Origin of the sequence: Mesorhizobium sp. M1252 (assembly GCF_040318265.1) — a bacterium.
In the GTDB taxonomy this organism is placed as follows: Bacteria; Pseudomonadota; Alphaproteobacteria; order Rhizobiales; family Rhizobiaceae; genus Mesorhizobium.
In genome coordinates this window covers 22,124-46,155 of sequence record NZ_JAMYLX010000002.1, presented here as the reverse complement: position 1 = coordinate 46,155, position 24,032 = coordinate 22,124, and the positions used below count along the sequence as shown (strand labels likewise).

Sequence of the window (24,032 nt, the reverse complement as noted above, 5' to 3'; positions counted from 1 at the left end):
CCTTCGATCACCGTCAGGCAAAATACTTGCCTGCGCTGCCTCACCATGCTTGGCTGCCTTTCGGTGGCCGGCAAGAGAACGGCGCGCAAGGGGAACCAAAATGCAGATTTCAAGATGGATCATATCGGCAGCGGGCGCTGCCATGCTGGTGATATCGGCCGGCTCGCTGGCTGAGGCGCAGGAGAAATTGAAGATCGGCACCGAGGGCGCTTATCCGCCCTTCAACACCATCACCGCGGACGGCAAGATCGAGGGCTTCGACATCGACATTGCCAATGCGCTGTGTGCGCAGATGAAGGTCGAGTGCGAGATCGTCACCCAGGACTGGGACGGCATCATCCCGGCGCTGCAGGCGAAAAAGTTCGACGCCATCATCGCCTCGATGAGCATCACCGAGGAGCGCAAGAAACAGGTCGCCTTCACCAACAAATACTACACGACGCCGCTGGCGCTGGTGGCGCCCAAGGACAGCGACCTCACTTCCACCGAACCGGCAGCCCTTGCCGGCAAGACGGTGGGCGCGCAGGCCTCGACCACCCAGGCCGACTATGCGCAGGACGCCTATGGCAAGGCCGGCGCCGAGGCGAAACTCTACCCCACCCAGGAAGAGGCGATCACCGACCTGCAGAACGGCCGTCTCGACGCCGTCATCTCCGACAAGTTCGTGCTGATGGACTGGCTGAAGAAGGCGAGCGAAGGCTGCTGCAAGCTTGTCGGCGACGTCAAGGGCACCGAGACGCAAGCCGGCATCGCTGTCCGCCTGGAAGACACGGCGCTGCGCGACAAGCTGAATGCGGCGATAGACGCCATCGTCGCCGACGGCACTTACAAGAAGATCCAGGCCAAGTATTTCGACTTCGATATTTATTGACGGTGGGCGCTGCCAATCTCCCCCCTCAAGGGGAGATTACGTCTCAAAGCGCCTTCACCGCCACCTTCACCGGCTGCTCGATCTCCAGCGGGTTGCGCAGCGGCAGGCCGAAATCCCCGGCCTCGATCTCGAACACGTCGCCGGCCTGAGTCTTGATGCCGTCGGCAAAGGACAGCGTCGCCGTGCCGAACATGTGCACATGCACGTCGCCCGGCTGGCGGAAGGCCGAATATTTGAAGTGATGATGTTCGAGATTGGCGATTGTGTGCGACATGTTCGCTTCGCCCGACAGGAACGGCTTTTCCCACAGCAAATTGCTGTCGCGATAGATTCGCGATGAGCCCCTGACGTCGGCCGGCAGGTCGCCGATCAGGATTTCCGGCCCGAACGAGGCGTTGCGCAGTTTGGAATGTGCCAGGAACAGATAGTTCACCCGCTCGGTAACATGATCGGAAAACTCGTTCGACAGCGTGAAGCCGACGCGGAACGGCGCGCCGTCGTCGCCGATGACATAGATGCCGGCGATTTCCGGCTCCTCGCCGGCGTCCTGCGCGAAGGCCGGCGACATCAGTGCGGCGCCCGGCGCCACCGCCATGGTGCCGTTGCCCTTGTAGAACCATTCCGGCTGCACGCCGGTCTGGCCCTTGGCCGGCTTGCCGCCTTCGAGCCCCATGCGGAACATCTTCATGGAATCGGTAAGCTGCTCCTCGCCGCCATCGCTGAGCTTCTTGTGCATGGAATCGCGCGTCGCCGCCGAGCCGAGATGGGTCAGGCCGGTGCCGGTCAGATGCAGATGCGCAGGATCGGGATGGTTGATCGGCGACACCAGCCGGCCCTTCTTGTAGACGGCGTCGAGGTCTATCGCTTCACCGAACCCCTTGCGCTCGATCAGCGCGGCGAGGCCCGTTCCGGTGCGCGCGGCTTCCATGGCCAGCGAATAGACGCTGCGGGCGCCGTTGATGATCCTGGTCTTGCCGCCGCCATTGCGGGCGACGACGCGGATGGTCTCGGCGTCGTCGAGGATCTGGGAGATTAGCATGATGAAATCCTCTCTCATGTGCCTTGGCCGGGTTGCCCCTTGGCAAACCTTGACCTGCGCGGCTCGGACCTCGCCGCGCCACGGGTTGAACTCTTCGTCCGGATTGCGCTCGCGAGCTCCATCCCTCGGGGGACTTCTTATGCCGACAACTTGCCGGCTGCGCCGCGACCGTATGCCTCCTGCTTGCCTCGCTGAAGCTTGTCAGGCCTTGTTCTTGTTGTAGACGTCGAAGATCACGGCGCCGAGCAGCACCAGGCCTTTGACCACCTGCTGCCAGTCGACATTGACGCCCATGATCGACATGCCGTTGTTCATCACGCCCATGATGAAGCCGCCGACGACCGCCCCGATAACCTGGCCGACGCCGCCCATCGCCGAGGCGCCGCCGATGAACACTGCGGCGATGACATCGAGCTCCGAGCCGAGACCCGCCGCCGGCACCGCCTGGCCGAGACGAGCCGCGATGATCAGGCCGCCAAGCGCCGACAGCACGCCCATATTGATGAACACCATCAGCGTCAGCCGCTCGGTGTTGATGCCCGACAGCTGCGCCGCCTTGGGATTGCCGCCCATGGCGTAGATGCGCCTCCCGATGGTCATGCGCTTGGTGACGAAGACGAACAGCGTGATCAGCACGCCCATGACCAGCAGCACCACGGGCAGGCCGCGGTAGCTGGCAAACTCATAGACCAGGAACAGCGCCAGCGCGCTGGCGACCAGCGTCTTGACGACGAACAGGGTGAAGGGCTCGGCCTCATAACCATGGCGTTCTCGTTTGCGCCGGGTGCGGACCCCGAAATAGGCATAGGCGAGCACGGCGATCAGCCCCAGCACGACCGTCGTCATGTGCAGGGTCACGCCGCTGCCCATGATGGTCTTGCCGGCTGCGTTCACGACCGGCGGGACGAGCGTCAGTGGGCCGATCACATCCGGGATGAAGCCGGAGCTGAGCATCTTGAAGTCGTCGGGAAGCGGACCCACCGACGAGCCGCCGCCAAGCAACGCCTGGCAAATGCCGCGGAAGATCAGCATGCCGGCCAGCGTGACAATGAAGCTCGGTATCCGGTGATAGGCGATCCAATACCCTTGCGCGGCGCCGATCAGGCCACCCGCGACCAGGCAGACGATCGAAACCACCAGCGGATTGCTCAGCGGTCCGAGCTGCCAGATGACCATCATGTTTGCCGCCAGCGCGCCGATGAAACCGGCGACCGATCCGACGCTGAGGTCGATATAGCCCGATACGATCACCAGCAGCATGCCGAGCGCCATCACGATGATGAAGGAGTTCTGCTGCACCAGATTGCTGAGATTGACCGGCTTGAACAACGTCCCCGACGTGGTGAACTGGAAGAACAGCATGATGACGATCAGGGCTATGATCAGTCCGTATTCGCGTAAATTCGTCGCCAGCGCCGAGACGGCGATGCGCGGGCGCTGTTCGTCGGCGACGTTGCCCTGCGGGGCGGGGGCGCTTTCGGTGCTCATGCTGCTTTTCCTTCTCCCCGGACGATGGCGCGCATTATCTTTTCCTGGCTTGCTTCCGCCGCCGGCATTTCGCCCACCATGCGCCCTTCGTTCATGACGTAGATGCGGTCGGTAATCCCCAGCAATTCCGGCATTTCCGACGAGATGACCACGATCGCCTTACCCTCCGAGGCAAGGCGCGCGATGATCGTGTAGATTTCATATTTGGCGCCGACATCGATGCCGCGTGTCGGCTCGTCGAGGATCAGCACGTCAGGGTCGGCAAACAACCATTTCGACAGCACCACCTTCTGCTGGTTGCCGCCGGAAAGATTGCCGGTCATCTGATAGACGCTTGACGCACGGATATTGGTCTTCTTGCGATAGTCGTTGGCGACCGCAAGCTCGCGCATGTCGTCGATCACGCTGTGGCGCGACACGCCGTCGAGATTGGCCAGCGTAATGTTATGCTTGATATGGTCGATAAGGTTGAGGCCGTAGGTTTTGCGGTCCTCGGTGACATAGGCGATGCCGTGTTGGACCGCCTTGCTTACCGAGGAGACATCGACCGGCTTGCCCTTGAGCAGCACTTCGCCGGTGATGCGGCGGCCATAGGAGCGGCCGAACAGGCTCATGGCGAATTCGGTGCGGCCGGCGCCCATCAGCCCGGCGATGCCGACCACCTCGCCCTTGCGCACATTGATGTCGATGCCCTTGATCACCTGTCGCTCGGCATGGAGCGGGTGATAGACCGACCAGTTCTTCACCTCGAACACGACTTCGCCGATCTTGGGCTCGCGCGGCGGATAGCGGTCGTCTAGCGAACGGCCGACCATCGAGGTGATGATGCGGTCTTCGGAGATATCCTTCTTGGCCAGCGTCTCGATGGTGCGCCCGTCACGGATGACGGTTACCTTGTCGGCGACCCGGTTGATCTCGTTGAGCTTGTGCGAGATCAGGATCGAGGTCATGCCTTGGCGCTTGAATTCGAGCAGAAGATCGAGCAGCGCCTGGCTGTCTTTCTCGCTGAGCGACGCGGTCGGCTCGTCGAGGATCAAAAGCTTGACGTCCTTGCTCAGCGCCTTGGCGATCTCGACCAGCTGCTGCTTGCCGACGCCGATATTGGTGATCAGTGTCTTGGGGTCCTCCTTGAGGCCCACCTTCTTCAACAGGGCAGCGGTGCGCGCCTCGTTGGCATCCCAGTCGATGACGCCGTATCGGGCGTTTTCGTTGCCGAGGAAGATATTTTCGGTGATCGACAGCATCGGCACCAGCGCTAGCTCCTGGTGGATGATGACGATGCCCTTGTGTTCGCTGTCATGGATACCTTTGAACTGGCATTCCTGACCCTGAAAAATGATCTGGCCGTCATAGGTGCCGGCGGGATAGACGCCCGACAGGACCTTCATCAGCGTCGACTTGCCGGCGCCGTTCTCGCCAACCACGGCGTGGATCTCGCCTTCTTCGACGCTGAGGTTGACGTTCGACAGCGCCTTCACGCCGGGGAACGTCTTGGTGATGTCGCGCATCTCCAAAATCGTCGTCATCAGGGCAAGCTCCTCCTGTTGCATGTCGCTCCAAAGTGCTTGCGGTTTGAGACAACGACATGCACGCAAACTAAGTCCGGTAGAAACAATACCGGGGTCGCTTGTGAACGGACAGGGGTCCTGCGTCGCGCAGGACCCCTGTCTTTATAAACGGATTACTTCAGTTCGTCGGCCTTGATGTAGCCGGAGTCGACGACCAGTGCCTGGTAGTTCGACTTGTCGACCTCATGCGGCGTCAAAAGGATCGAGGGGACGACCTTGACGTCGTTGTTGTAGGTCTTTTCATCGAGGCCGTCCGGCTTGCCGCCCGAGAGCACCTTGTCGACGAGTTCGACGGTGGCCTTGGCCAGTTCGCGGGTGTCCTTGAACACGGTCGAGTATTGCTCGCCCGTGATGATCAGCTTGACCGAAGCAGTCTCGGCGTCCTGGCCGGTCACGATCGGCCACGGCTGGGCGTCGGTGCCGTAACCCACGGCGCGCAGCGAAGCGGTGATGCCGCGCGACAGGCCGTCATAGGGCGAAAGAACGCCATCGACGCGGCTGCCGTCCGAGTAGTTGGCCGACAGCAGGTTGTCCATGCGCGCCTGGGCGGTGGCGGCGAGCCAGCGCAGCGTGCCGACCTTGTCCATGCCGGTCTGGCCGGACTTGATCTTGATCGAGCCGTCATCGATCAGCGGCTGCAGCACCGAGATTGCGCCGTTGTAGAAGAAGAAGGCGTTGTTGTCGTCCGGCGAGCCGCCGAACAGTTCGACGTTCCACGGCTTGGTGTTCGGGAAGCGCTCCTTGAGGCCCTTGACCAGCGAGTTCGCCTGGATCACGCCGACGCCGAAATTGTCGAAGGTGGTGTAGTAATCGACATTGGCGGTCTTCTTGATCAGGCGGTCATAGGCGACGACGACGACGCCGGCGTCAGCGGCCTTCTGCAGCGCGTCCGACAGGGTCGTGCCGTCGATCGAAGCGATGATCAGCGCCTTCGGGCCCTTGGTGATTTCGTTTTCCAGCTGGCTGAGCTGGTTGGGGATGTCGTCCTGAGCGTACTGCAGGTCGACCGTGTAGCCGAGAGCTTCGAGCTGGGACTTGACGGCATCGCCGTCATTGATCCAGCGCTGCGAGGTCTTGGTCGGCATCAGCACGCCGACAAGACCCTTGTCGGCTGCATGCGCCGAGTAGGTCATGGCAGCGATGCCAAGGGCCGCGACGGCGGCCAGTGTCTTGATGATTTTCACGTAAAACTCTCCCTGGTTGATGGACGCGACACCTCGGGGCTTCGCGGGCCGCGCAGTCGGGCGGATGCGCCAAAGCGCCGCCGCCGTCATAATCGATCTCCGGTATCCTCCCAATCGGCCCTCAGATTTAAATCGATACGATTTTGCTCGTCATCGACCGTCAAGTCTTGAGGACGCGCGAAAGTGTGACCCTTTGCCATAACTGTCAAATGCGATCTTCGGTGGTTGCTATACCAAAACCGGTATATGACTAAACCGGGCTGGAACAGTGGCGGAAGCGGGAAAAGGCATGGCGGCTTTACGAGGTCCTCAGGGAATTTCAAGCGGTTACGATGAATTGCCGGGCGATGGCGAGACACTTCTGCGTAGCGGCTTGAGCCTGCGTCACATGCGCATGATCGCAGCACTCGACGATCACGGTCGGGTGAGTGCTGCCGCCCAGGTGATGAACATCTCGCAGCCGGCGGCCTCGCGCATGATTTCCGAGATGGAAGCGGTGCTCGAGGTGAAGCTCTGCGAAAGGCTGCCGCGCGGCATCACGCTCACCCCTTACGGCAAGGCGCTGGCCCGGCGCGCGCGCTCGATCCTGCTCGAAATGCGCGAGGCCGACCGCGAAATATCGGAGCTCAAGGCCGGCAAGGGCGGCTCGGTGTTCCTTGGCGCGGTGACGGCGCCGGCGATCGAACTGGCGGTCCCGGCGATCCGCGAGATACGCCGCCTCTATCCGCGCATCGAGATTACCATGCAGGTCGAGACGTCGAATGTGCTGGCGCGCGAACTGATCGCCACGCGCCATGATTTCATCATCGCCCGTGTCCCCGAAGACCTCAATCCGCGCCTGTTCGAATCGCGCGTCATCGGCGTCGAGAAGGCCTGCCTGATCGTGCGCCGAGGCCACCCGCTGAGCAACGGCCATCCTCTAAACAATGGGAAGGCGGTGAGGCTGGAGGACACCGCCGCCTTCGACTGGGTGTTCCAGTCGGGCGGGTCGCCGCTGCGCCAGGCGATGGAGAGCAATTTCCTGAACCGCAACATCGCCCTGCCGGACCGCATCCTCAACACCTCGTCGCTGCTGCTCACACTGGTCATGGTGGCGCAGTCCGACGCCATCGCCCCGGTGTCGATCCAGGTGGCAAAATTCATCCAGAACCCCGACGGTCTCGCCGGCGCGATCGATGTCGTCCAGACCGAGTTCGACATCGAGGTCCGCCCCTACAGCCTGATCACGGTGAAGAACCGCGTGCTGTCGCCGGCAGCCAAGATGCTGCACGATTTTATCTTGCGGGAAGTGGGATAGGAACTGGAGCGGGTAGAGGGAATCGAACCCTCGCGTTCAGCTTGGGAAGCTGACAAGCTACCATTACATCATACCCGCGTCGGCCTCTCGATATCATGATGGGCGTGCTTCGGGCAATCGCCCTTGGACAGCTGTTCGGAAACGGCTGTTGGAAACCCGACCGATTGCGCCGTCCGCCCGCCTTGATGCGGGCGCAGCAAGTGCGTATTCGTGGGTTTGTACCCCGAATCCGGGCAAACCAATCTGGAGGCAGGCCCCTTGTCCACAGTGACGCGCTTTCTCGGTGACTCGCCCGTCAGGGTGATCGTCAAGCTGCTGGTCGTGTCGTTCCTGGTCGGCCTGGTCATGAATGCGTTCGGCTGGACGCCGATGGACGTCTTCTACCGCATCCAGGGTTTCTTCATCGATCTTTGGAACCTCGGCTTCAACGCGGTCTATCGCTTCTTGGGCTATATCCTGCTCGGCGCCGCGATCGTCGTGCCGGTGTTCATCCTGCTCAGGCTCGCGAACTACCGGAAGTGAAGCGGACCACGATCCCGAAAAGTGGAAACCGGTTTTCGGAAAAGATTGTGCTCAAACCAAAGGCCACTCAGGCAAAGTCCGACGCCACCTCGAACAGGATGGCGTGGCGCGCCGCGAGCGCTGCGACATCGGTCGAATAGCCGCCGCCGATGACACCGCAGACCGGGATGCCCAGCGCGCGGAAATGACCGATCACCATGGCGTCGCGGGCACGCACGCCGTCATCGCTGAGCGATAGCCGGCCGAGCCGGTCCTCGGCATGCACGTCGACACCGGCATTGTAGAAGACGATGTCCCAGTGCGCCTTGGCCGAGAGCTCCGGCAGGAGGACACCCAGCCGTTCGAGATAGGCGCCATCGCCGGTGCCGTCCGGCAGGGCAACGTCGAGATCGGAGGCAATCTTGCGCACCGGATAATTGCGTCCGCCATGCATGGAGAAGGTGAAGGCGCGTGGTTCGTCTCTCAGTATATCCGCCGTGCCGTCGCCCTGATGCACATCGAGATCGACGATCAGGATGTTTTTCACCGCGTCTTCGGCTAGCAGCACCAGCGAAGCGACGGCAACATCGTTGAAGGTGCAGAAGCCCGCGCCTTGCGCGCGCCGCGCATGGTGGCTGCCGCCGGCGCTGTTGCAGGCAATGCCATTGATAAGCGCCAGTCGCGCCGCCAGCACCGTGCCGCCGGCGGCGAGTTGCGCCCTGAGCGAAACGCGCAGTCCCACGGGAAAGCCGATCTCGCGCTCGATCTTTTCAGGCACTGAACACGTGATGACCTCGTCGACATAATCAGCCGCATGGGCGAGCTTCAGCCAGGAGGCCGGCGCCGGCTCGGGCAGCGACAGCGCCCCGGCATGGATCAGACCCCTGATATGCAAGGCCTGCATCAGCAGCGGATATTTGCTCATCGGAAAGCGATGATTGACGGCGAAGCCGGCATCGTAGTCGGGATGATGGACGATCTGCAGGGGCATGGCTAAAGCAATTCCAGGAAAAGTGTGCAGCGGTTTTCCCGGGAGAAGCGCGTAGCGCTTCCCTTTGGGAATTGCTTAAAACCAGTACTGGGATCCGGCGGGCTCGCGCCAGAAGAACATTTCGGTTGGCCGTCACGGCAAGAGTGATTGCGAGGTGGCGGGAAAATGGGGCACATCGGCTGTTCGATCAAGCCGCAACCAGCAAGGCAGCAATCCCCTGGACACGGGTGCAACCCCAGCCGACGCGAGACCCTTCGCCGTCACCAACCGTTCGGTGCTCGCCATCGCCGTGCCGATGACGCTCGCCTATCTGACGACGCCGCTGCTCGGCATCGTCGACACGGCGGTGGTCGGGCAGTTCGGCGATGCCGCCCTGCTCGGCGGCCTGGCGGCCGGGGCCCTGGTCTTCGACGTGGTCTTCAGCACCTTCAATTTCCTGCGCTCCGGCACCACCGGCCTCGTCGCCCAGGCGTTTGGGCGCGGCGACGAAACCGAGGAGCAGGCGGTGTTCTGGCGCGCCGTGCTGATCGCGGTCGCCGCCGGCATCGTGCTTGTCGCCCTTGCGCCGCTGATCGCCATCGCCGGCCAGAAATTCATCGGCGGCGAAGCGCGCGTCGGCGAGGCGATGGGCGTCTATATCCACATCAGAATGCTCGCCGCCCCCTTCACGCTGATCAACTACGCCATCCTCGGCTATGTCCTTGGACGCGGCGAGGGCGGGCTTGGGCTGATGCTGCAGGCGGTGCTCAACGGCATCAACATCGTGCTTTGCATCCTGCTCGGCCTGAAGCTTGGCTGGGGCGTCGCCGGCGTGGCCTGGGCGACCGTCACCGGCGAATGTCTGGCCATGCTGCTGGGTCTCGCCATCGTTGTCTGGCGGTTCCGGGCCGCACCCCGCCTGCCGCGGCATCGCCTGCTCGACATGCCCGCTTTCCTGCGCATGCTGTCGCTCAACCGCGATATCATGATCCGCTCGTTCTCGCTGCTCGCCGCTTTCGCGCTGTTCACCCGCCAGGGCGCGCAGTTCGGCACGCTGACGCTGGCCGCCAATGCCGTGCTGATGAACTTCTTTCTCGTCGCCGGCTATTTCCTCGACGGTTTTGCCACAGCCGCCGAGCAGTTGGCGGGACGCGCGATCGGCGCACGCGCCGAGACGGCGTTCCGCCGGGCGGTGCGTCTGACCTTGTTCTGGGGGTTCGGCCTCGCCGGAACCGCGACGCTGATCTTCTGGCTCGGCGGCGCCGGCCTGATTTCTTTGATCACCACGTCGCAGGACGTTCGTGCTGCTGCCGACATCTATCTGCCGTGGGCGGCACTGACACCGTTGAGCGGCGTGCTGGCCTTCCAGATGGACGGCGTCTTCATCGGCGCCACGTGGTCGCGCGACATGCGCAACATGATGCTGGTGTCGTTCCTGGCCTTCAGCGCCGCATTGTTCAGCTTGGCGCCGTCTCTCGGCAATCGCGGCCTGTGGGCGGCGCTGCACGTTTTCCTGCTGGTGCGCGGCTTCAGTCTGCTGGCCATCCTGCGGCTCAGGCTGCGCACGGCTTTTTAGAGCGCCTTGGCAGCCCACTGATCGAGCCGGCTGTCGCGCAGTTCGCGCAAAGACGTCAGCCTTTCCTTTTCTGCAAAGCGCACCATGCCTGAAAGAATGCGGCCTGGCAGCGCGGGGCCGGCATAGATCATGCCGGTGTAGAGTTGCACCAGATCGGCGCCGGCGCGGATTTTTTCCAGAGCCGTCTCGGCAGAATCGACACCGCCGACGCCGATGATGGCGCACTCCGGCCCGAGCAGTTTGCGCATCTTGGCCAGCACGATCGTCGAGCGTTCGAACAGCGGCTTGCCGGAGAGCCCTCCGGTCTCGCTGGTGGTGCTACGCAATCCGGTCCGCGCCAGCGTCGTGTTGGAGACGATGACCCCGTCGATCTGCTTTTCGCTGACCTCGGCGGCGATGTCCTCCAGCTCGGCCTCGACCAGATCAGGTGCGATCTTGAGGAAGATTGGTGGCTGGGCCGATGCCGAGGCACGCGCCGATACGACGCGAGCCAGAAGTTCGCCGAGCTGTTCGCGCGCCTGCATGGTGCGCAGGCCGGGCGTGTTGGGCGACGAGATGTTGACGGTGAGATAGCTGGCGTATTTCGCAAAGCGGGAAACGCCCAACTCATAGTCACGGACACGATCGGCGCTGTCCTTGTTGGCGCCGATGTTGACGCCGACAATGCCGCCGCGTCCCTGGCGCGCGGCAAGGCGTTTTTCCGCCGCCTCGTGGCCCTCGTTGTTGAAGCCCAGGCGGTTGATCACCGCGTCATCCTGGGTCAGCCGGAAGATGCGCGGCTTCGGATTGCCCGCTTGCGGCAGCGGCGTCACGGTACCGACTTCGGCAAAGCCGAAACCGAGCCCAAGCAGCGCGTCCGGTACCTCGGCGTTCTTGTCGTAGCCGGCGGCCATGCCGAGCGGATTGGGAAAGGCGATGCCACAGAGGCTGACCTTCAACCTATCGTCTCGCACCACCCGTGCGCCGACCGGCAGACCGCATCGCAGCGCCGCGATCGACATGCCATGCGCCGTTTCAGGGTCGAAGGTGAACAGCAGTTTCTGGCCGATGCGGTCGAACACGCTCATTCGGCCTCCAGCGCCGGGAATTGATGCGTGCCGTCGGCGCCCAGCGGCAATGGCCGCACCCACAGGACTGTCTTCAGGTCGAGCTCGCCGTAAAGATGCGGAAACAGCGCGCCGCCCCGCGAGACCTCGTACTTCAGCGCGTCACCGAGCAGCGCCCCGTCGATGGCGATCAGCAGCAAATCCATCTGGCCGGCGAAATGCTTCGCTGCCGTCTCCCTGGCCTGATCAGCGGTGGAGAAATGGATGAAGCCGTCGGCGATGTCGATCGGAGCCCCGGTGAAACGGCCGTTTTTCTCGGCCGCGCGCCAAAGCGCTTCGGGCGCGATCTTGTAGATGATCTGAGACATTGTTGCGCTATAAAGCAATTCCAGGAAAAGTGTGAAGCGGTTTTCCGCCCGGAATTGCGTTAAAACAAGGAGATAGAGCGGAGCGCCGTGGAACGGCGACCCGCTCTGGTCCGGATGGCTCATGCGGGGAAGGGCAACTCGTCCGCATTTACGGCGCAAAGCTGTGATAGGTTGCGCATACTGGCTCGTGGAGGATGGAACATGCGTCTGCAGCACATACTGATCCCCGCCGCACTGGTCTCGCTGGTTGCGGCATCGGCCTGGTCCGAAGAGACCGACCGCTACCGGCTGGAAAAATCCGCCAACGGTTATGTCCGCATGGACACCCGGACCGGCGCCATGTCGATCTGCGAGGAGCGCTCCGGCCAGCTCGTCTGCAAGATGGCCGCCGACGAACGCGCCGCCTTCCAGGACGAAGTCGAGCGTTTGCAGGCCTCGATGAAGGCCATGGACGAACGCGTCGCCAAGCTCGAGAACTCGCTGTCCGCCCGCCTCGAATCGAAGCTGCCGAGCGAGGAGGATTTCGACAAGACGATGAGCTATATGGAGCGCATGCTGCGCGGCTTCATGGGCATCGTCAAGGAAATGGACAAGGATGACGGCGCCAATCTCAATTCGCAAAAGACCTGAACTGCCCGGCGGGGAATGCCCCGTCCGGCCATTGCCGCATGAAGACAAAGCGCTTCGCCGCATAATCGTCCGGTCCCCGTAAAAGCCGATAATCAATAAGGGATTTGGGGAGGAACATTTGCCGTCGGGTTACACCTTCGTCATCGCCGACGACCATCCGCTTTTCCGCGGCGCGCTGAAAGAGGCGCTTGCCGGCGTTGGTGATGTCGCCGCCATTCACGAGGCCGGCGATTTCGAAAGCGCCAAGGTCCTGGTCGTGGCCAATGAGGATGTCGACCTGGTGCTGCTCGACCTGTCGATGCCGGGCGCCAGCGGCCTGTCCGGTCTGATCGCGCTGCGCGGCATCCACCCGGCGGTGCCGCTGGTGGTGGTGTCGGCCCACGACGACCCGGTGACCATCCGGCGCGCGCTCGAGCTTGGCGCGTCCGGCTTCATCTCCAAATCGGCCAGTATGGAAGAGATCCGCGGCGCCGTGCAGACGGTCCTGGCCGGCGACATCGCCGCGCCCGTCGGCATCGACCTCGGCATCGAGCGCGACCCGGAAATATCGGACCTGATCAAGCGGCTGCAGGCGCTGACGCCGCAGCAGACGCGTGTCCTCGGCATGCTTGCCGAAGGCCTGCTCAACAAGCAGATCGCCTACGAGCTCAGCGTCTCCGAAGCGACTGTCAAGGCGCATGTCTCGGCCATCCTGCAAAAGCTCGGCGTCGACAGCCGCACCCAGGCGGTGATCCAGCTGTCCAAGATCGGCAGCGATCCGTTGCAGCCAGCAGGTTAAAGCGCGTCGCGCTGAAACGGATTCATGCGACCCGCTTTAGCTCTTTGTTTGATTCATGTCGTGGTCCCAGAACCGCGGCACACTTCTGGGCGACATGCATTGAACCCTACTCGGCCGCCGAGGCCAGCGGCCTGACCCTGGCCATCATCGAGCGCAGCACGGCCGGCTTCAACGGCTTGTTGATCACAGGCACGTCCAGCGCAGCGGCGGCAGTGCGGACCTCGGTGGAACGGTCGGCGGTGACCAGCACGGCTGGCAGGTCACGGCCGTGGACGTCACGCAGCCGCGCGATCATGTCGAGGCCTGTTCTGCCATCGAGATGATAGTCGGCAAGCACGATGTCGGGACGATCGGCCTTGGCGAAATCCTCCGAACCCGAAAACGTGCCGATGCTGCAGCCCCAGCCCTCGAGCAGAAGCCGCATGCCGTCGAGGATGCGGGCGTCGTTGTCGATGCACATGACGCGCAGGCCGGCCAGCGAATTCGCGGTGCGGGCAGGCGCCTTCGGCTCGACCTCGCGCCGCGGCGCCTCAACCGCCGCAACCGGCAGGATAACGGAAAAGCGCGTACCCTTGCCCGGGTTGGAAAAGATCTGGATCTCGAGCCGCAGCACCCGCGCGATGCGGTCGACGATGGACAGGCCAAGGCCGAGACCTTCGGCCTCGCGCACGCCTTCGTCCAGCCGGGTGAACTCGTTGAAGACCGTGTTCAGCTTGTCGCCGGCAATACCGATGCCAGTGTCGATCACCTGGATTTCGGCGAGTTCGCCGCGCCGTCGCACGCCGACCAGGATGCGGCCATGGGGGGTGTATTTGATGGCGTTGGAGACCAGATTCTGGATCAGCCGGCGCAGCAGGTTGCGGTCCGTCAACACGCTGAGCGACGAGGCTATGATCGTCAGATCGAGTTTCTTTTCGGCGGCGAGCGGCTGAAAATCATTGCCGATCTGGCGCAGCAGCCCGTCCAGGCGGAAGGCGCTGTCGTCCGGCTTCATCGCGCCGGCGTCGAGGCGGGAAATGTCGAGCACGGCGCCCAGGATCGTCTCGACCGATTCGAGCGAGGATTCGATGTTGATAGCAGCCTCCCCGGCCGGGCCCTTGCCGGCCTTTTCGATCAGCGACGAGCAGTAGAGACGGGCGGCGTTCAGCGGCTGCAGGATGTCGTGGCCGGCGGCGGCGAGGAAGCGCGTCTTGCCCAGATTGGCCTCCTCGGCCAGCATCTGCGCCTGCGCCAACTCCTCATTGACCCGGGTCAACTCCTCGTTGACCCTAGTCAGTTCGATGGTACGCGTCTTGACCCGCTGCTCCAGCGATTCATTGGCCCGCTTCAGCGCCAAATCCTGTTCGACGCGTCCTGATATGTCGGCATAGGTGGCAACGATGCCACCGTCCGGCATCGGGTTGGAACGCAGTTCGAGGATTCGGCCACTGGTCGTCAACTCCATCTGCCATGGGCTGACGAAGCTGGTCAGCCGGTTGAGCATCGCCACGCGCTGGTCGGCCGGGATATCGCCGCGCTCGGCGAGGTGGCGCAGGATGCGGTCGAGCGAGACGCCGACCTGGCCCATCTCGTCGGGCAGGTCGAACAGCGCGCGATATTGTCTGTTCCAGCAGATCAGACGAAAATCGCGGTCGAATACGGTGATGCCCTGCTCCATCTGGTCGAGCGCGATCTGCAGCAGGTCGCGATTGTGCTGCAGCGCTTCGGTGGCGTCGTCGAGCAGGCGAAAGGCGTCCTTGGACTCGCGGTCGTTGCGGCGAAACAGCAGCGACAGGATCAGCCGCGCCGAAGACGAGCCGACCGCGCTCGCCAGCAGCTGCTCGGAAAAGCGGATGACATCCATGCTGGCCTGCTCATTGCCGTGCAGCGAGACGCCATTGCTTTTCTCGAAGGATTGGAAGGAGCGCTCGGTGCGCTCGACGCCGAGGTAGCGCGAGATGGTGTCCTTCAGCACGTTGACGGTGATGGCGGTGCGGAAGCGGCGCAGGCTGGGCATCGGGCCGGATTCGCGCGGCACGAAGATCGACGCCTGGATTCGCTCCAGCGGCACTGACGCACGCGACAGCGAGCCGAGCACGAAGAACAGCGTGTTGACCGACAGGCTCCAGAGCACGCCGTGGTTCAACGGTTCGGCGACGGTGCCGAACAGAGCCTGCGGCCGCAGCGCCTCGAAACCGAACAACCCCTGCACGACGATGTCCGCGTCGGCTGCCGAGAGCGACGGCAAAAGCAGCGTATAGCCCCAGACGAGGATGCCGGCGACCATGCCAAGGGCCGCGCCGCGGCCATTGGCGCCGCGCCAGATCAGCCCGCCGATCAGCGCCGGCGCGAATTGGGCGATTGCCGCGAACGACATCAGGCCGATCGACGACAGCCGCGCCGAGTTGGTGCTTTCGCGGTAGTAGAGGAAGGCGATGAACAACAGGATGAAGATGGCGCCGCGCCGCACGTTGAGGATCAGCGTCGACCAATCCTCATTCTCAGAGGTCGTGGTCTTGAGCAGGCGGCGCACGAACAGCGGGATGACGAGGTCGTTGGAGATCATGATCGACAGCGCCACGCTTTCGACGATCACCATGGCGGTCGCCGCCGACAGCCCACCGATGAAGGCGGCCATGGCGAGGAAGTCATGGCCGCCGAACAAGGGCAGCGCCAGCACATAGAGGTCACTGGTGGTTTTGGCGCCGACCAGCGCCAGGCCGGCGAAGGCGATCGGCAGCACGAACAGGTTTATCGCCACGAGATAGAGCGGAAACACCCAGGTCGCGGTGCGCAGTTCGGCCTCGCCGCGGTTCTCGACGATGGTGACGTAGAACTGGCGCGGCAGCATGATGATGGCAAAGCCGCTCAGGCAAGTCAGCACCAGCCAGGTGGCGAGCGAGGTGTTGTAGCCCATGGCTTGCCGCACCTGGCTGTTTTCGGCCAGCTTGTCGATCATGTCGCCCGGGCCACCGAAGATCAGGAAGGTGACCATCAGGCCGATCGCCAGGAAGGCGGCGAGCTTGACCACGGTTTCGACCGCCACCGCCAGCACCAGCCCGTCCTGGTGCTCGGTGGCGTCGGCATGGCGGGTGCCGAACAGCACCGCAAACAGCGCCAAGAGCATGGCCACCACCAGCGAGATGTCGCTGACGAAGGGATCGAAGGAGGGCGGCGATCCCGTATAATGCTCGACCATCAGGCCGACCGAACCGGAGATCGCCTTCAATTGCAGTGCGATATAGGGCACCGCGCCGATGGTGGCGATCAGCGTGGCGATCGCCGAGACGGCAAAGCTCTTGCCGTAGCGCGCGCCGAGGAAGTCGGCGATCGAGGTGATCTTCTCGCTCTTGGCCAGCCGCACGATGCGATTGAGCAGCGGAAAGCCGAACACGAACACCAGCACCGGCCCGGTGTAGATGCCCAAAAATTCGAGGCCGCGCTCGGACGACAGGCCGACCGAGCCGAAGAAGGTCCAGGAGGTGCAGTAGATGGCGAGGCTGAGCGCATAGATGAAGGGCCGGGCGCGGCCGGGTCCCAGCGCCGTTGAACGCCGGTCGCCGAGGCTGGCGATGACGAACAGCAGCGTTACATAGGCGACCGCAATGATGACGATGAACCAGCCCTGCACGGCCCGAAAATCCTCCTCGGCCAGCTTTCACCCCGGCCTGCCCAGAGGCAATCACAGCTCTAAGGTCAAGTCCATCGCGGCTTTCCGGCGCATGGCCGCGACGCCGCCCTGTCGAACCGTGACCCAAGGTAAGGAGAAAGCGGTGTTCTCCAGCTTTTGCTTCTGTTGCAACCGCAGGTTTTTGTTATGGTGCGCACGGGCCGACGCCGGAGGGACGGCGGCAGCGCGGTCCGTCATGACAAGGAGGGTCGAATGCTGAAAGAATTCCAGGAATTCATTTCCAAAGGAAATGTGATGGACCTTGCGGTCGGCGTCATCATCGGCGCGGCCTTCAGCAAGATCGTCGATTCTCTTGTCAATGACATCATCATGCCTTTCATCGGCGCACTTGGTGGCGTCGACTTTTCCAACTACTTCATAGGCCTCTCATCAACAGTGCATTCGACCAATCTTGCCGACGCGCGTAAGGAAGGCGCGGTGTTCGCCTACGGCAATTTTATCACCGTGGCGCTGAATTTCGTCATCCTGGCTTTCATCATCTTCCTTATGGTCAAGGCCGTGAACAACATGCGCAAGCGGCTCGAGCGCGAGAAGCCGGCCGCACCTGCGGCTCCGCCGCCGGCTGACGTCGCACTGCTCACCGAAATTCGCGATCTCCTCGCCAGGAAATAGACAAGGCCAGATTTCTGGACCAAAACCCCGGTCGTTCGCGGCCGGGGTTTTCTGTTGCCGCATCTGCTAAGAGCATCCGCCAATGCATGTCGCCCATAAGTGCGCAGCGGTTCTGGATAATGACATGCATCAAAGCGGACATCAAAACGGACCTGTCATGACCCTGATCGATAGCTTGCGCGCCGAAGCGGTGGCCGCCCCCGAAAGCGGCATTGTCGCCGTCGTCAATTACGGCCGTACGCGCGAGGGCATGATCCCGCTCTGGGCCGGTGAAGGCGATTTGCCGACGCCTGCCTTCATTTCGGAAGCCGCCGCCAAGGGGCTCGCCAATGGCGAGACCTTCTATACCTGGCAGAAAGGCATTCCGGAGCTGAGGCAAGCGCTTTCTCGCTACTATGCCAGGCATTTCGGCAAGAGCTTCGCCGAAGAGGAATTCATCGCCACCGGTTCCGGCATGCATGCCATTCAGTTGGCATTAGCCGCGGTCGCCGGCAGCGGCGACGAGGTGGTCTATCTCTCCCCGGCCTGGCCGAATTTCGCCGCCGCCGCCGGTATTTCCGGCGCTACCCCGGTTGCGGTCACGCTCGACCAGTCGGGCAATGGCTGGTCCTGCGATGTCGACAAGATTGCGGCTGCGGTGACGCCGCGCACCAAGGCGCTGTTCGTCAACACGCCATCGAACCCCACCGGCTGGACGGCCGATAAGGAAACGCTGCAGGCGATCCTGAATCTCGCCCGCCAAAAGGGTCTGTGGATCATCGCCGACGAGATCTATTCGCTGTTCCACTACGGCCACGGCCGTGCGCCGTCCTTCCTCGACATTTCGACCGCGGAAGACCGCATCCTGTTCGTCAACTCCTTTTCCAAGAACTGGGCGATGACCGGCTGGCGCGTCGGCTGGATCAAGACCCATCCCGAGCTGCAGCAGGTGTTCGAGAACCTGATCCAGTATTCGACCTCAGGCGTCGCCCAGTTCATGCAGCGCGGCGCCGTCGCGGCGCTGGACCACGGTGATGCCTTCATCGTCGAGCAGGTGGAGCGCGCCAGGAAAGCGCGCGACCTGGTCTGCGATATTCTCGGCGCAACCGGCAAAGCGCGCTTCACCGTGCCGCAAGGCGCGTTCTATTTGTTTTTCACGGTCGACGGCATCACCGATCCGCGCCGGGCTGCTTTCGACATCGTCGACAAGGCCAATGTCGGCCTGGCGCCGGGCACCGCCTTCGGCCCTGGCGGAGAGGCGTTTTTGCGCCTGTGCTTCCACCGCCGCCTCGACCAACTCGAGGAAGCGGCACACCGGCTGGCGGGATGGATGAGGACGGTTTGAGGTGAATGGGCGGCGGCTTCAGCCGCCCGACTTCGGCACAAGCAGCGGCACAATCCGGTCGCTCTTGGCGACACTGGGCCGTCCGGCGGAGCCGTAGGGAATGCCCAGCGCATCCCATGTCTCGACCAGCGCGTCCTGCAGTCCCGCAATCAGCGCATCGGTATGGAACGGCGTCGGCGTGATGCGCAGCCGCTCGGTGCCGCGCGGCACGGTCGGATAGTTGATCGGCTGGATGTAGATGCCGTGCACGCCGAGCAGACGGTCGCTGGCCATCTTGCAGAGTTCGGGGTCACCGACCAGCACCGGCACGATGTGTGTCGGCGATTCCATCACCGGCAGGCCGGCTGCAGACAGAACCTCCTTGGTCCGCAACGCCTGGCGCTGTTGCGCATAGCGCTCGGCTTGCGACCGCTTGAGGTGGCGGATGGACGTGGTGGCGGCGGCGGCGATGGCCGGCGGCAGCGCCGTGGTGAAGATGAAGCCCGGAGCATAGGAGCGCACCGCGTCGATGACGGCGCTGTTGCCGGCGATATAGCCGCCCAGCGTGCCGAACGCCTTGGCCAGCGTGCCTTCGATGATGTCGATGCGGTCGGCCAGCCCCTCGCGCTCGGTGATGCCGCCGCCGCGCGGTCCGTACATGCCGACGGCATGGACCTCGTCAATATAGGTCATGGCGTTGTAGCGTTCGGCCAGTTCGACGATCTGCTTGATCGGCGCGATGTCGCCGTCCATCGAATAGACGCTCTCGAACACGATCAGCTTGGCGCGTTCGCGGCCCGCCACCTGCAGCAGGCTTTCGAGATGCGCGACGTCGTTGTGGCGGAAAATCTTCTTTTCGGCGCCCGAGCGCCGTACGCCTTCGATCATCGAGGCATGGTTGAGCTCGTCCGAAATGATCAGGCAATTGGGCAAAAGCCGCGCAATGGTCGAGATCGAGGCCTCGTTGGAGACGAAGCCGGAGGTGAAGACGAGCGCGGCTTCCTTGTCGTGCAGGTCGGCCAGTTCCAGCTCGAGTTCGACCAACGGGTTCGAGGTGCCGGAAATGTTGCGGGTGCCGCCGGCGCCCGAACCCATCTTGCCGGCCGCGTTCTGGAAAGCGGCGATGACATCGGGGTTCTGGCCCATGCCGAGATAGTCGTTGGAGCACCAGACGGTGATTTCCTCGGCGCGGCCGTTGGAACGCCAGATGGCGCGCGGAAACTTGCCGACAATGCGCTCGAGATCGGCGAAAACCCGGTAGCGCCGCTCGGCGTGGAGCTGGTCGATCGCTTCCTCGAAGAACCGCTGATAGTTCATGTCGCCTTCCCAGTTTTGCGCGGGATCATAATCGTTGGCCCATTCGTCGTCCACCGGGCCGTTTTGGTCAAAATGCCACGCCCCAAGCCTGTTCCTAACGATGCCAGATCGTGGCCTATTCCCTTGATGTGGATCAATTTTGTTTCCGTACGATGCCACAGGCCGGTGAGACTGTTACGGATTTAACATTCAGGCGTTTCTAATGGCCTTGCCGCAGGCTTTCCAGTAAGGCGGTGATTGAGACAGTTTCCGATAAATCATGAGTAAAAGAGGACACGGATGACGGTTTTGGTAACGGGCGGCGCCGGTTATATCGGCAGCCACATGGTCTGGGAACTGCTGGATGCCGGCGAGAGCGTCGTCGTTCTCGACCGCCTTTCCACCGGCTTCGAATGGGCGGTAGCGCCGGAAGCCAAGCTTGTCGTCGGCGATGTCGCCGATAGGGAATTGGTCGGCCAGATCATCCGGGATAACGAGGTCGACGCGATCATCCACTTCGCCGGTTCCATCGTGGTGCCGGAGTCGGTTGCCGACCCGCTCGCTTATTACGAGAATAACACCTCCAAGACCCGCACGCTGATCGAAACCGCGGTGCGCGAGGGCGTGCCGCATTTCATCTTCTCCTCGACCGCCGCCGTCTATGGCGGCGCCGGCCTGGAGCCGGTGCGCGAGGATGCCCGCCTGGCGCCGGAATCGCCCTACGGCCTGTCCAAGCTGATGAGCGAATGGATGCTGCGCGACGCAGCGCTTGCGCATCCCTTGCGCTACACGGCGCTGCGCTACTTCAACGTCGCCGGCGCCGATCCCAGGGGCCGGGCGGGGCAGTCGACGCCTGGCGCCACGCATCTGATCAAGGTCGCCTGCGAGACCGCGCTCGGCAAACGCCCCTTCATGCAGGTGTTCGGCACCGATTATCCGACGCCGGACGGCACCTGCATGCGCGATTATATCCATGTCAGCGACCTGGCTGCGGCGCACCGGCTGGCGCTGCAGCGCCTGCGCGCCGGCGGCGGCAGCCTCGTCGCCAATTGCGGCTACAGCCACGGCTATTCGGTGCTCGAGGTCATCGACAGCGTGCGGCGCGCCTTCGGCCGGGATTTCGAGGTCAAGATGGGCGACCGGCGCCCCGGCGACGCCGCCGCCGTGGTTGCCAATTCGGACCTTGCACGCGCCGAACTCGGCTGGACCCCGCAACGCGACGACCTTGACCAGATCGTCGCCGATGCGCTCGCCTGGGAGCGCATCCTCACCGGCAAGAACTCCGCGCGAGGCTGAGCCGGGCACTTCCGAGGGCTCGCAAGGCGCGCGGCGAAGCGCTATTGAAGGCATTGGCGATGCGGCGTGGAGGCGCTGCGCCGCGAAGAGGGGGTGGCATGAAGATAACGGTGCTTGGAGCCGGTGTTGTCGGTACCGCGGCCGCGTATTATCTGGCCGCCGACGGCCATGAGGTCACCGTTATCGAGCGCCATCCGGCGCCGGCGCGCGGCACCAGCCAGTCCAATGCCGGTCTGGTGTCGCCGGGCGACGCCACCGCCTGGGCCTCCCCGGCGGCGCTGAAGACCTTCCTGCGCGCGCTCTGGAACCATGATCTCGGCATCAAGGTCAGGCTGCGCTTCGATCCCTATTTCCTCGCCTGGAGCCTGCGCTTCCTGCGCCAGTGCACGGTGGCGCGCCTGCGCGCCAACAGCCAGGTCAAACTGCGCCTGGCGCTCTATTCGCGCGACTGCATCAACGCGCTCTCCGACGCCACCGGCATCCACTATGACGAGCGCAAGAAGGGCATTCTTTATTTCTTCCGCTCGCAGCACAGTCTCGACACCGGCACCGACAACTACCAGTTTCTGGCGAAGCATGGCCTGCCGATCGAGATCGTCGGCCGCGACCGGCTGGTCGAACTTGAGCCCGGGCTCGCCGGAGTGAAGGAAAAGATCGCCGGCGGCGTTTATTCGCCAATCGACCAGACCGGCGATTCCAGGATATTCGTCGATGGGCTGGCCGCCTATGCCGCCGAAAAGCTCGGCGTCAGATTCCTGTTCGACACCACGGTCGAGGGGCTCGACATAGAAGGCGATCGGGTGCGTGCGGTCATGACGTCGGCCGGCCCGGTGACGGGCGACGCCGTCGTCATCGCCATGGGCCCCGAGAGCGGCCTGATCGGCCGCCGCTACGGTATCGACCTGCCCGTCTATCCGGTTAAAGGCTATAGCGCGACCATCCCGCTGGAGGACGAGAGCAAGGGACCGACCATGGGCGGCGCCGACGAGGACCGGCTGGTTGGTTACTCCAGGCTCGGAAACCGCCTGCGCATGTCCTCGACAGCCGAGTTCACCGGCTTCGACCGCAGCTTCAAGCCCAGCGACTTCAAGTCTATGCTGAGCACCGGCAAAGACCTTTTCCCTGGCGCTTTCGACGAGAAGAAGGCGCTGTTGTGGGCAGGTCTGCGGCCGATGATGCCCAACTCGGTGCCGGTCATCGGCAAGGCGAAATACAAGAACCTTTACCTCGACACCGGCCACGGCCATGTCGGCTGGACCATGGCCTGCGGCTCGGGCAAGTTCCTGGCCGACCTCGTCGCCGGCCGCAAGCCGGAGATCGACCCGCAAGGGCTGGTCTACGGGAACTGAGGGAGCTCTAGTCGTCGTGTTGGCATCGAGTCCATTCGCCGTGCACCCATTCGGCAAGCCATCCGCGCTCAAGCTGGCCAATCTGTGCCAAGTTTTCCTGCCTGGAGGTCAAATGGCCGAGACCGATAACTTCGAAATCTCCACAGTCCGCGGGATGATCATGTTCGCCGCAGGTCAGTTGCCACTCACCATCGAAATGATGAACGACCAGCGTCACCGGCCTCTCCGATCGAAAGACGTGCCCACATACAATTGCTCTGGTTTCCAACATTGAGGCCGTCACTGCGCAAAGTTTGACAAATATCGTACGACGATCTGGAAGATGCATCTGGCTGACAGATTCTACAAACCCTGAGTGACGAAATGTCGGGACCGCAAGTCGCTATCGACCTTGGCCGCATCGAGCGCAACGCCCGCACCATCGTCGAGCGCTGCGCGCTGTCCGGCATCAAGGTGTTCGGAGTTACGAAGGGCACATGCGGCATGCCGCAAGTGGCGCGGGCCATGCTGCGCGGCGGTGTTGCCGGCATCGCGGAATCGCGCTTCGAAAACATCCGCCGGCTGCGCGACAGCGGCATCAATGCGCCGGTCATGCTGCTGCGCAGCCCGCCCATGGCGCGCGTAGAGGAGGTCGTGCGCACACATCAGCCTGCAGTCGGAACTGACCACCATCCGCGAGATATCGCGCATTGCCGAGCGCATGGGCCGCGTCCACGACATCATGCTGATGATCGATCTCGGCGATCTCCGCGAAGGCATCTGGCCAAGCGACCTGATCCCCACCGTCGAGCAGATCCTGGAATTCAAGGGCGTGCGCATCGCCGGCATCGGCACCAATCTCGGCTGCTTCGGCGCCATAATGCCGACGCCGGAGAACCTTGGCCAACTCGTCGCCCATGCCTACAAAACCGAGCGCCTGTCCGGCAAAAGCCTCGACTTCATTTCCGGCGGCGCCTCGTCATCGCTGACGCTGCTGCTCGAAGGCAAGCTGCCGCCCGGCATCAACAATCTGCGCGTGGGCGAGGCGATCCTGCAAGGCGGTGTCGAAACCTTTCGCGACGTGCCGTGGCCCGAACTCGAACCCGATGCCTGCCGGCTGACCAGCGACATCATCGAGGTCAAACTCAAGCCTTCGCGGCCGATCGGCACATCCGGCTACGACGCCTTCGGCAACCAGCCGGTCTTCGCCG

At 63.2% G+C, this 24,032-nt stretch carries 20 protein-coding genes, 1 tRNA gene and 1 pseudogene; 11 read left to right on the top strand and 11 right to left on the bottom strand.

The genetic code is table 11. From position 1 onward, the window contains the following. Nucleotides 1-100 precede the first annotated feature (100 nt). The gene (locus tag NKH22_RS03810) at nucleotides 101-871 is read left to right on the top strand and encodes an ABC transporter substrate-binding protein (RefSeq protein ID WP_023669635.1); all 771 of its coding nucleotides are present in this window, start codon (nucleotides 101-103) and stop codon (nucleotides 869-871) included. A 43-nt stretch (nucleotides 872-914) separates the two neighbouring features. On the opposite strand, the gene araD1 is transcribed toward NKH22_RS03810, so the two are convergent. The 4 genes from araD1 to chvE form a co-directional block, all read right to left on the bottom strand. Then, on the bottom strand, nucleotides 915-1,910 hold the full coding sequence (gene araD1 / locus NKH22_RS03805; RefSeq protein WP_023669636.1) for an AraD1 family protein: 996 nt from the start codon (nucleotides 1,908-1,910) through the stop codon (nucleotides 915-917). 201 nt (nucleotides 1,911-2,111) lie between these two features. Next, nucleotides 2,112-3,398 carry a multiple monosaccharide ABC transporter permease gene (mmsB, locus tag NKH22_RS03800; RefSeq protein ID WP_023669637.1) on the bottom strand — a complete coding sequence of 429 codons (1,287 nt, stop codon included), beginning with the start codon at nucleotides 3,396-3,398 and terminating at the stop codon, nucleotides 2,112-2,114. Further along, nucleotides 3,395-4,927, bottom strand: coding sequence for a multiple monosaccharide ABC transporter ATP-binding protein (gene mmsA / locus NKH22_RS03795; protein ID WP_027049369.1), 1,533 nt, complete (start codon nucleotides 4,925-4,927; stop codon nucleotides 3,395-3,397). The genes mmsB and mmsA overlap by 4 nt, the downstream gene beginning before the upstream one ends. Nucleotides 4,928-5,079: 152 nt before the next feature. Further along, entirely contained in the window at nucleotides 5,080-6,150 is a 1,071-nt protein-coding gene (gene chvE, locus NKH22_RS03790) for a multiple monosaccharide ABC transporter substrate-binding protein (protein WP_023681943.1), read from the bottom strand. A 289-nt stretch (nucleotides 6,151-6,439) separates the two neighbouring features. Here chvE and NKH22_RS03785 point away from each other — a divergent pair, with 289 nt between their 5' ends. Then, the gene (locus tag NKH22_RS03785) at nucleotides 6,440-7,447 is read left to right on the top strand and encodes a LysR family transcriptional regulator (RefSeq protein WP_023681942.1); all 1,008 of its coding nucleotides are present in this window, start codon (nucleotides 6,440-6,442) and stop codon (nucleotides 7,445-7,447) included. A 4-nt stretch (nucleotides 7,448-7,451) separates the two neighbouring features. Here the strand turns inward: NKH22_RS03785 and NKH22_RS03780 are convergent. Beyond that, nucleotides 7,452-7,525 (bottom strand) — tRNA-Gly (locus NKH22_RS03780). Nucleotides 7,526-7,705: 180 nt separating this feature from the next. On the opposite strand from NKH22_RS03780, the gene NKH22_RS03775 reads away from it, so the two are divergent. Continuing rightward, entirely contained in the window at nucleotides 7,706-7,969 is a 264-nt protein-coding gene (locus NKH22_RS03775; RefSeq protein WP_023696688.1) for a DUF6460 domain-containing protein, read from the top strand. A gap of 67 nt (nucleotides 7,970-8,036) precedes the next feature. Here the strand turns inward: NKH22_RS03775 and NKH22_RS03770 are convergent, their stop codons facing one another. After that, nucleotides 8,037-8,939 carry a histone deacetylase family protein gene (locus NKH22_RS03770; protein WP_352908996.1) on the bottom strand — a complete coding sequence of 301 codons (903 nt, stop codon included), beginning with the start codon at nucleotides 8,937-8,939 and terminating at the stop codon, nucleotides 8,037-8,039. Between the two features lie 217 nt (nucleotides 8,940-9,156). Here NKH22_RS03770 and NKH22_RS03765 point away from each other — a divergent pair, with 217 nt between their 5' ends. After that, nucleotides 9,157-10,494 carry an MATE family efflux transporter gene (locus tag NKH22_RS03765; RefSeq protein ID WP_023715337.1) on the top strand — a complete coding sequence of 446 codons (1,338 nt, stop codon included), beginning with the start codon at nucleotides 9,157-9,159 and terminating at the stop codon, nucleotides 10,492-10,494. Here NKH22_RS03765 and NKH22_RS03760 read toward each other — a convergent pair. Continuing rightward, entirely contained in the window at nucleotides 10,491-11,561 is a 1,071-nt protein-coding gene (locus NKH22_RS03760) for a quinone-dependent dihydroorotate dehydrogenase (protein ID WP_023738222.1), read from the bottom strand. The genes NKH22_RS03765 and NKH22_RS03760 overlap by 4 nt on opposite strands. Further along, a complete protein-coding gene (locus tag NKH22_RS03755) occupies nucleotides 11,558-11,908 on the bottom strand; it encodes a DUF952 domain-containing protein (RefSeq protein WP_023738223.1) in 351 nt (116 codons plus the stop codon). Before NKH22_RS03755 ends, NKH22_RS03760 begins: the two co-directional genes overlap by 4 nt. A gap of 201 nt (nucleotides 11,909-12,109) precedes the next feature. Here NKH22_RS03755 and NKH22_RS03750 point away from each other — a divergent pair, with 201 nt between their 5' ends. Then, nucleotides 12,110-12,538, top strand: coding sequence for a hypothetical protein (locus NKH22_RS03750; protein ID WP_023821560.1), 429 nt, complete (start codon nucleotides 12,110-12,112; stop codon nucleotides 12,536-12,538). Between the two features lie 118 nt (nucleotides 12,539-12,656). After that, nucleotides 12,657-13,316, top strand: coding sequence for a response regulator transcription factor (locus NKH22_RS03745; RefSeq protein WP_023821561.1), 660 nt, complete (start codon nucleotides 12,657-12,659; stop codon nucleotides 13,314-13,316). Between the two features lie 106 nt (nucleotides 13,317-13,422). On the opposite strand, the gene NKH22_RS03740 is transcribed toward NKH22_RS03745, so the two are convergent. Beyond that, nucleotides 13,423-16,926, bottom strand: a complete 3,504-nt coding sequence (locus NKH22_RS03740; protein WP_023821562.1) for a PAS domain-containing hybrid sensor histidine kinase/response regulator — start codon at nucleotides 16,924-16,926, stop codon at nucleotides 13,423-13,425. A 252-nt stretch (nucleotides 16,927-17,178) separates the two neighbouring features. Between NKH22_RS03740 and mscL the strand changes: the two genes are divergently transcribed. Both mscL and NKH22_RS03730 read left to right on the top strand, forming a co-directional pair. Further along, nucleotides 17,179-17,598, top strand: coding sequence for a large conductance mechanosensitive channel protein MscL (gene mscL, locus NKH22_RS03735; RefSeq protein ID WP_023681933.1), 420 nt, complete (start codon nucleotides 17,179-17,181; stop codon nucleotides 17,596-17,598). A 157-nt stretch (nucleotides 17,599-17,755) separates the two neighbouring features. Beyond that, the gene (locus NKH22_RS03730; RefSeq protein WP_023669650.1) at nucleotides 17,756-18,922 is read left to right on the top strand and encodes a pyridoxal phosphate-dependent aminotransferase; all 1,167 of its coding nucleotides are present in this window, start codon (nucleotides 17,756-17,758) and stop codon (nucleotides 18,920-18,922) included. A gap of 18 nt (nucleotides 18,923-18,940) precedes the next feature. Here NKH22_RS03730 and hemA read toward each other — a convergent pair whose 3' ends face one another. Then, a complete protein-coding gene (gene hemA / locus NKH22_RS03725; RefSeq protein ID WP_023807732.1) occupies nucleotides 18,941-20,218 on the bottom strand; it encodes a 5-aminolevulinate synthase in 1,278 nt (425 codons plus the stop codon). A gap of 279 nt (nucleotides 20,219-20,497) precedes the next feature. On the opposite strand from hemA, the gene galE reads away from it, so the two are divergent. Beyond that, on the top strand, nucleotides 20,498-21,493 hold the full coding sequence (gene galE, locus NKH22_RS03720; protein WP_023692519.1) for a UDP-glucose 4-epimerase GalE: 996 nt from the start codon (nucleotides 20,498-20,500) through the stop codon (nucleotides 21,491-21,493). A 98-nt stretch (nucleotides 21,494-21,591) separates the two neighbouring features. Next, complete coding sequence (locus NKH22_RS03715; RefSeq protein ID WP_352670105.1) at nucleotides 21,592-22,842, top strand: D-amino acid dehydrogenase; 1,251 nt, start codon at nucleotides 21,592-21,594, stop codon at nucleotides 22,840-22,842. 7 nt (nucleotides 22,843-22,849) lie between these two features. Here the strand turns inward: NKH22_RS03715 and NKH22_RS03710 are convergent, their stop codons facing one another. After that, nucleotides 22,850-23,059 carry a hypothetical protein gene (locus NKH22_RS03710; RefSeq protein WP_031203497.1) on the bottom strand — a complete coding sequence of 70 codons (210 nt, stop codon included), beginning with the start codon at nucleotides 23,057-23,059 and terminating at the stop codon, nucleotides 22,850-22,852. 146 nt (nucleotides 23,060-23,205) lie between these two features. Between NKH22_RS03710 and NKH22_RS03705 the strand changes: the two are divergent. Further along, nucleotides 23,206-23,812, top strand: a pseudogene (locus tag NKH22_RS03705) (alanine racemase); the annotation flags it as partial. Between the last annotated feature and the right edge of the window lie 220 nt (nucleotides 23,813-24,032).

Coding starts and splice junctions, on each gene's coding strand:
- NKH22_RS03810 (WP_023669635.1), top strand. CDS start 101: ATGCAGATTTCAAGATGGATCATATCGGCAGCGGGCGCTGCCATGCTG.
- araD1 (WP_023669636.1), bottom strand. CDS start 1,910: ATGCTAATCTCCCAGATCCTCGACGACGCCGAGACCATCCGCGTCGTC.
- mmsB (WP_023669637.1), bottom strand. CDS start 3,398: ATGAGCACCGAAAGCGCCCCCGCCCCGCAGGGCAACGTCGCCGACGAA.
- NKH22_RS03785 (WP_023681942.1), top strand. CDS start 6,440: ATGGCGGCTTTACGAGGTCCTCAGGGAATTTCAAGCGGTTACGATGAA.
- NKH22_RS03770 (WP_352908996.1), bottom strand. CDS start 8,939: ATGCCCCTGCAGATCGTCCATCATCCCGACTACGATGCCGGCTTCGCC.
- NKH22_RS03760 (WP_023738222.1), bottom strand. CDS start 11,561: ATGAGCGTGTTCGACCGCATCGGCCAGAAACTGCTGTTCACCTTCGAC.
- NKH22_RS03755 (WP_023738223.1), bottom strand. CDS start 11,908: ATGTCTCAGATCATCTACAAGATCGCGCCCGAAGCGCTTTGGCGCGCG.
- NKH22_RS03750 (WP_023821560.1), top strand. CDS start 12,110: ATGCGTCTGCAGCACATACTGATCCCCGCCGCACTGGTCTCGCTGGTT.
- mscL (WP_023681933.1), top strand. CDS start 17,179: ATGCTGAAAGAATTCCAGGAATTCATTTCCAAAGGAAATGTGATGGAC.
- NKH22_RS03730 (WP_023669650.1), top strand. CDS start 17,756: ATGACCCTGATCGATAGCTTGCGCGCCGAAGCGGTGGCCGCCCCCGAA.
- hemA (WP_023807732.1), bottom strand. CDS start 20,218: ATGAACTATCAGCGGTTCTTCGAGGAAGCGATCGACCAGCTCCACGCC.
- galE (WP_023692519.1), top strand. CDS start 20,498: ATGACGGTTTTGGTAACGGGCGGCGCCGGTTATATCGGCAGCCACATG.
- NKH22_RS03715 (WP_352670105.1), top strand. CDS start 21,592: ATGAAGATAACGGTGCTTGGAGCCGGTGTTGTCGGTACCGCGGCCGCG.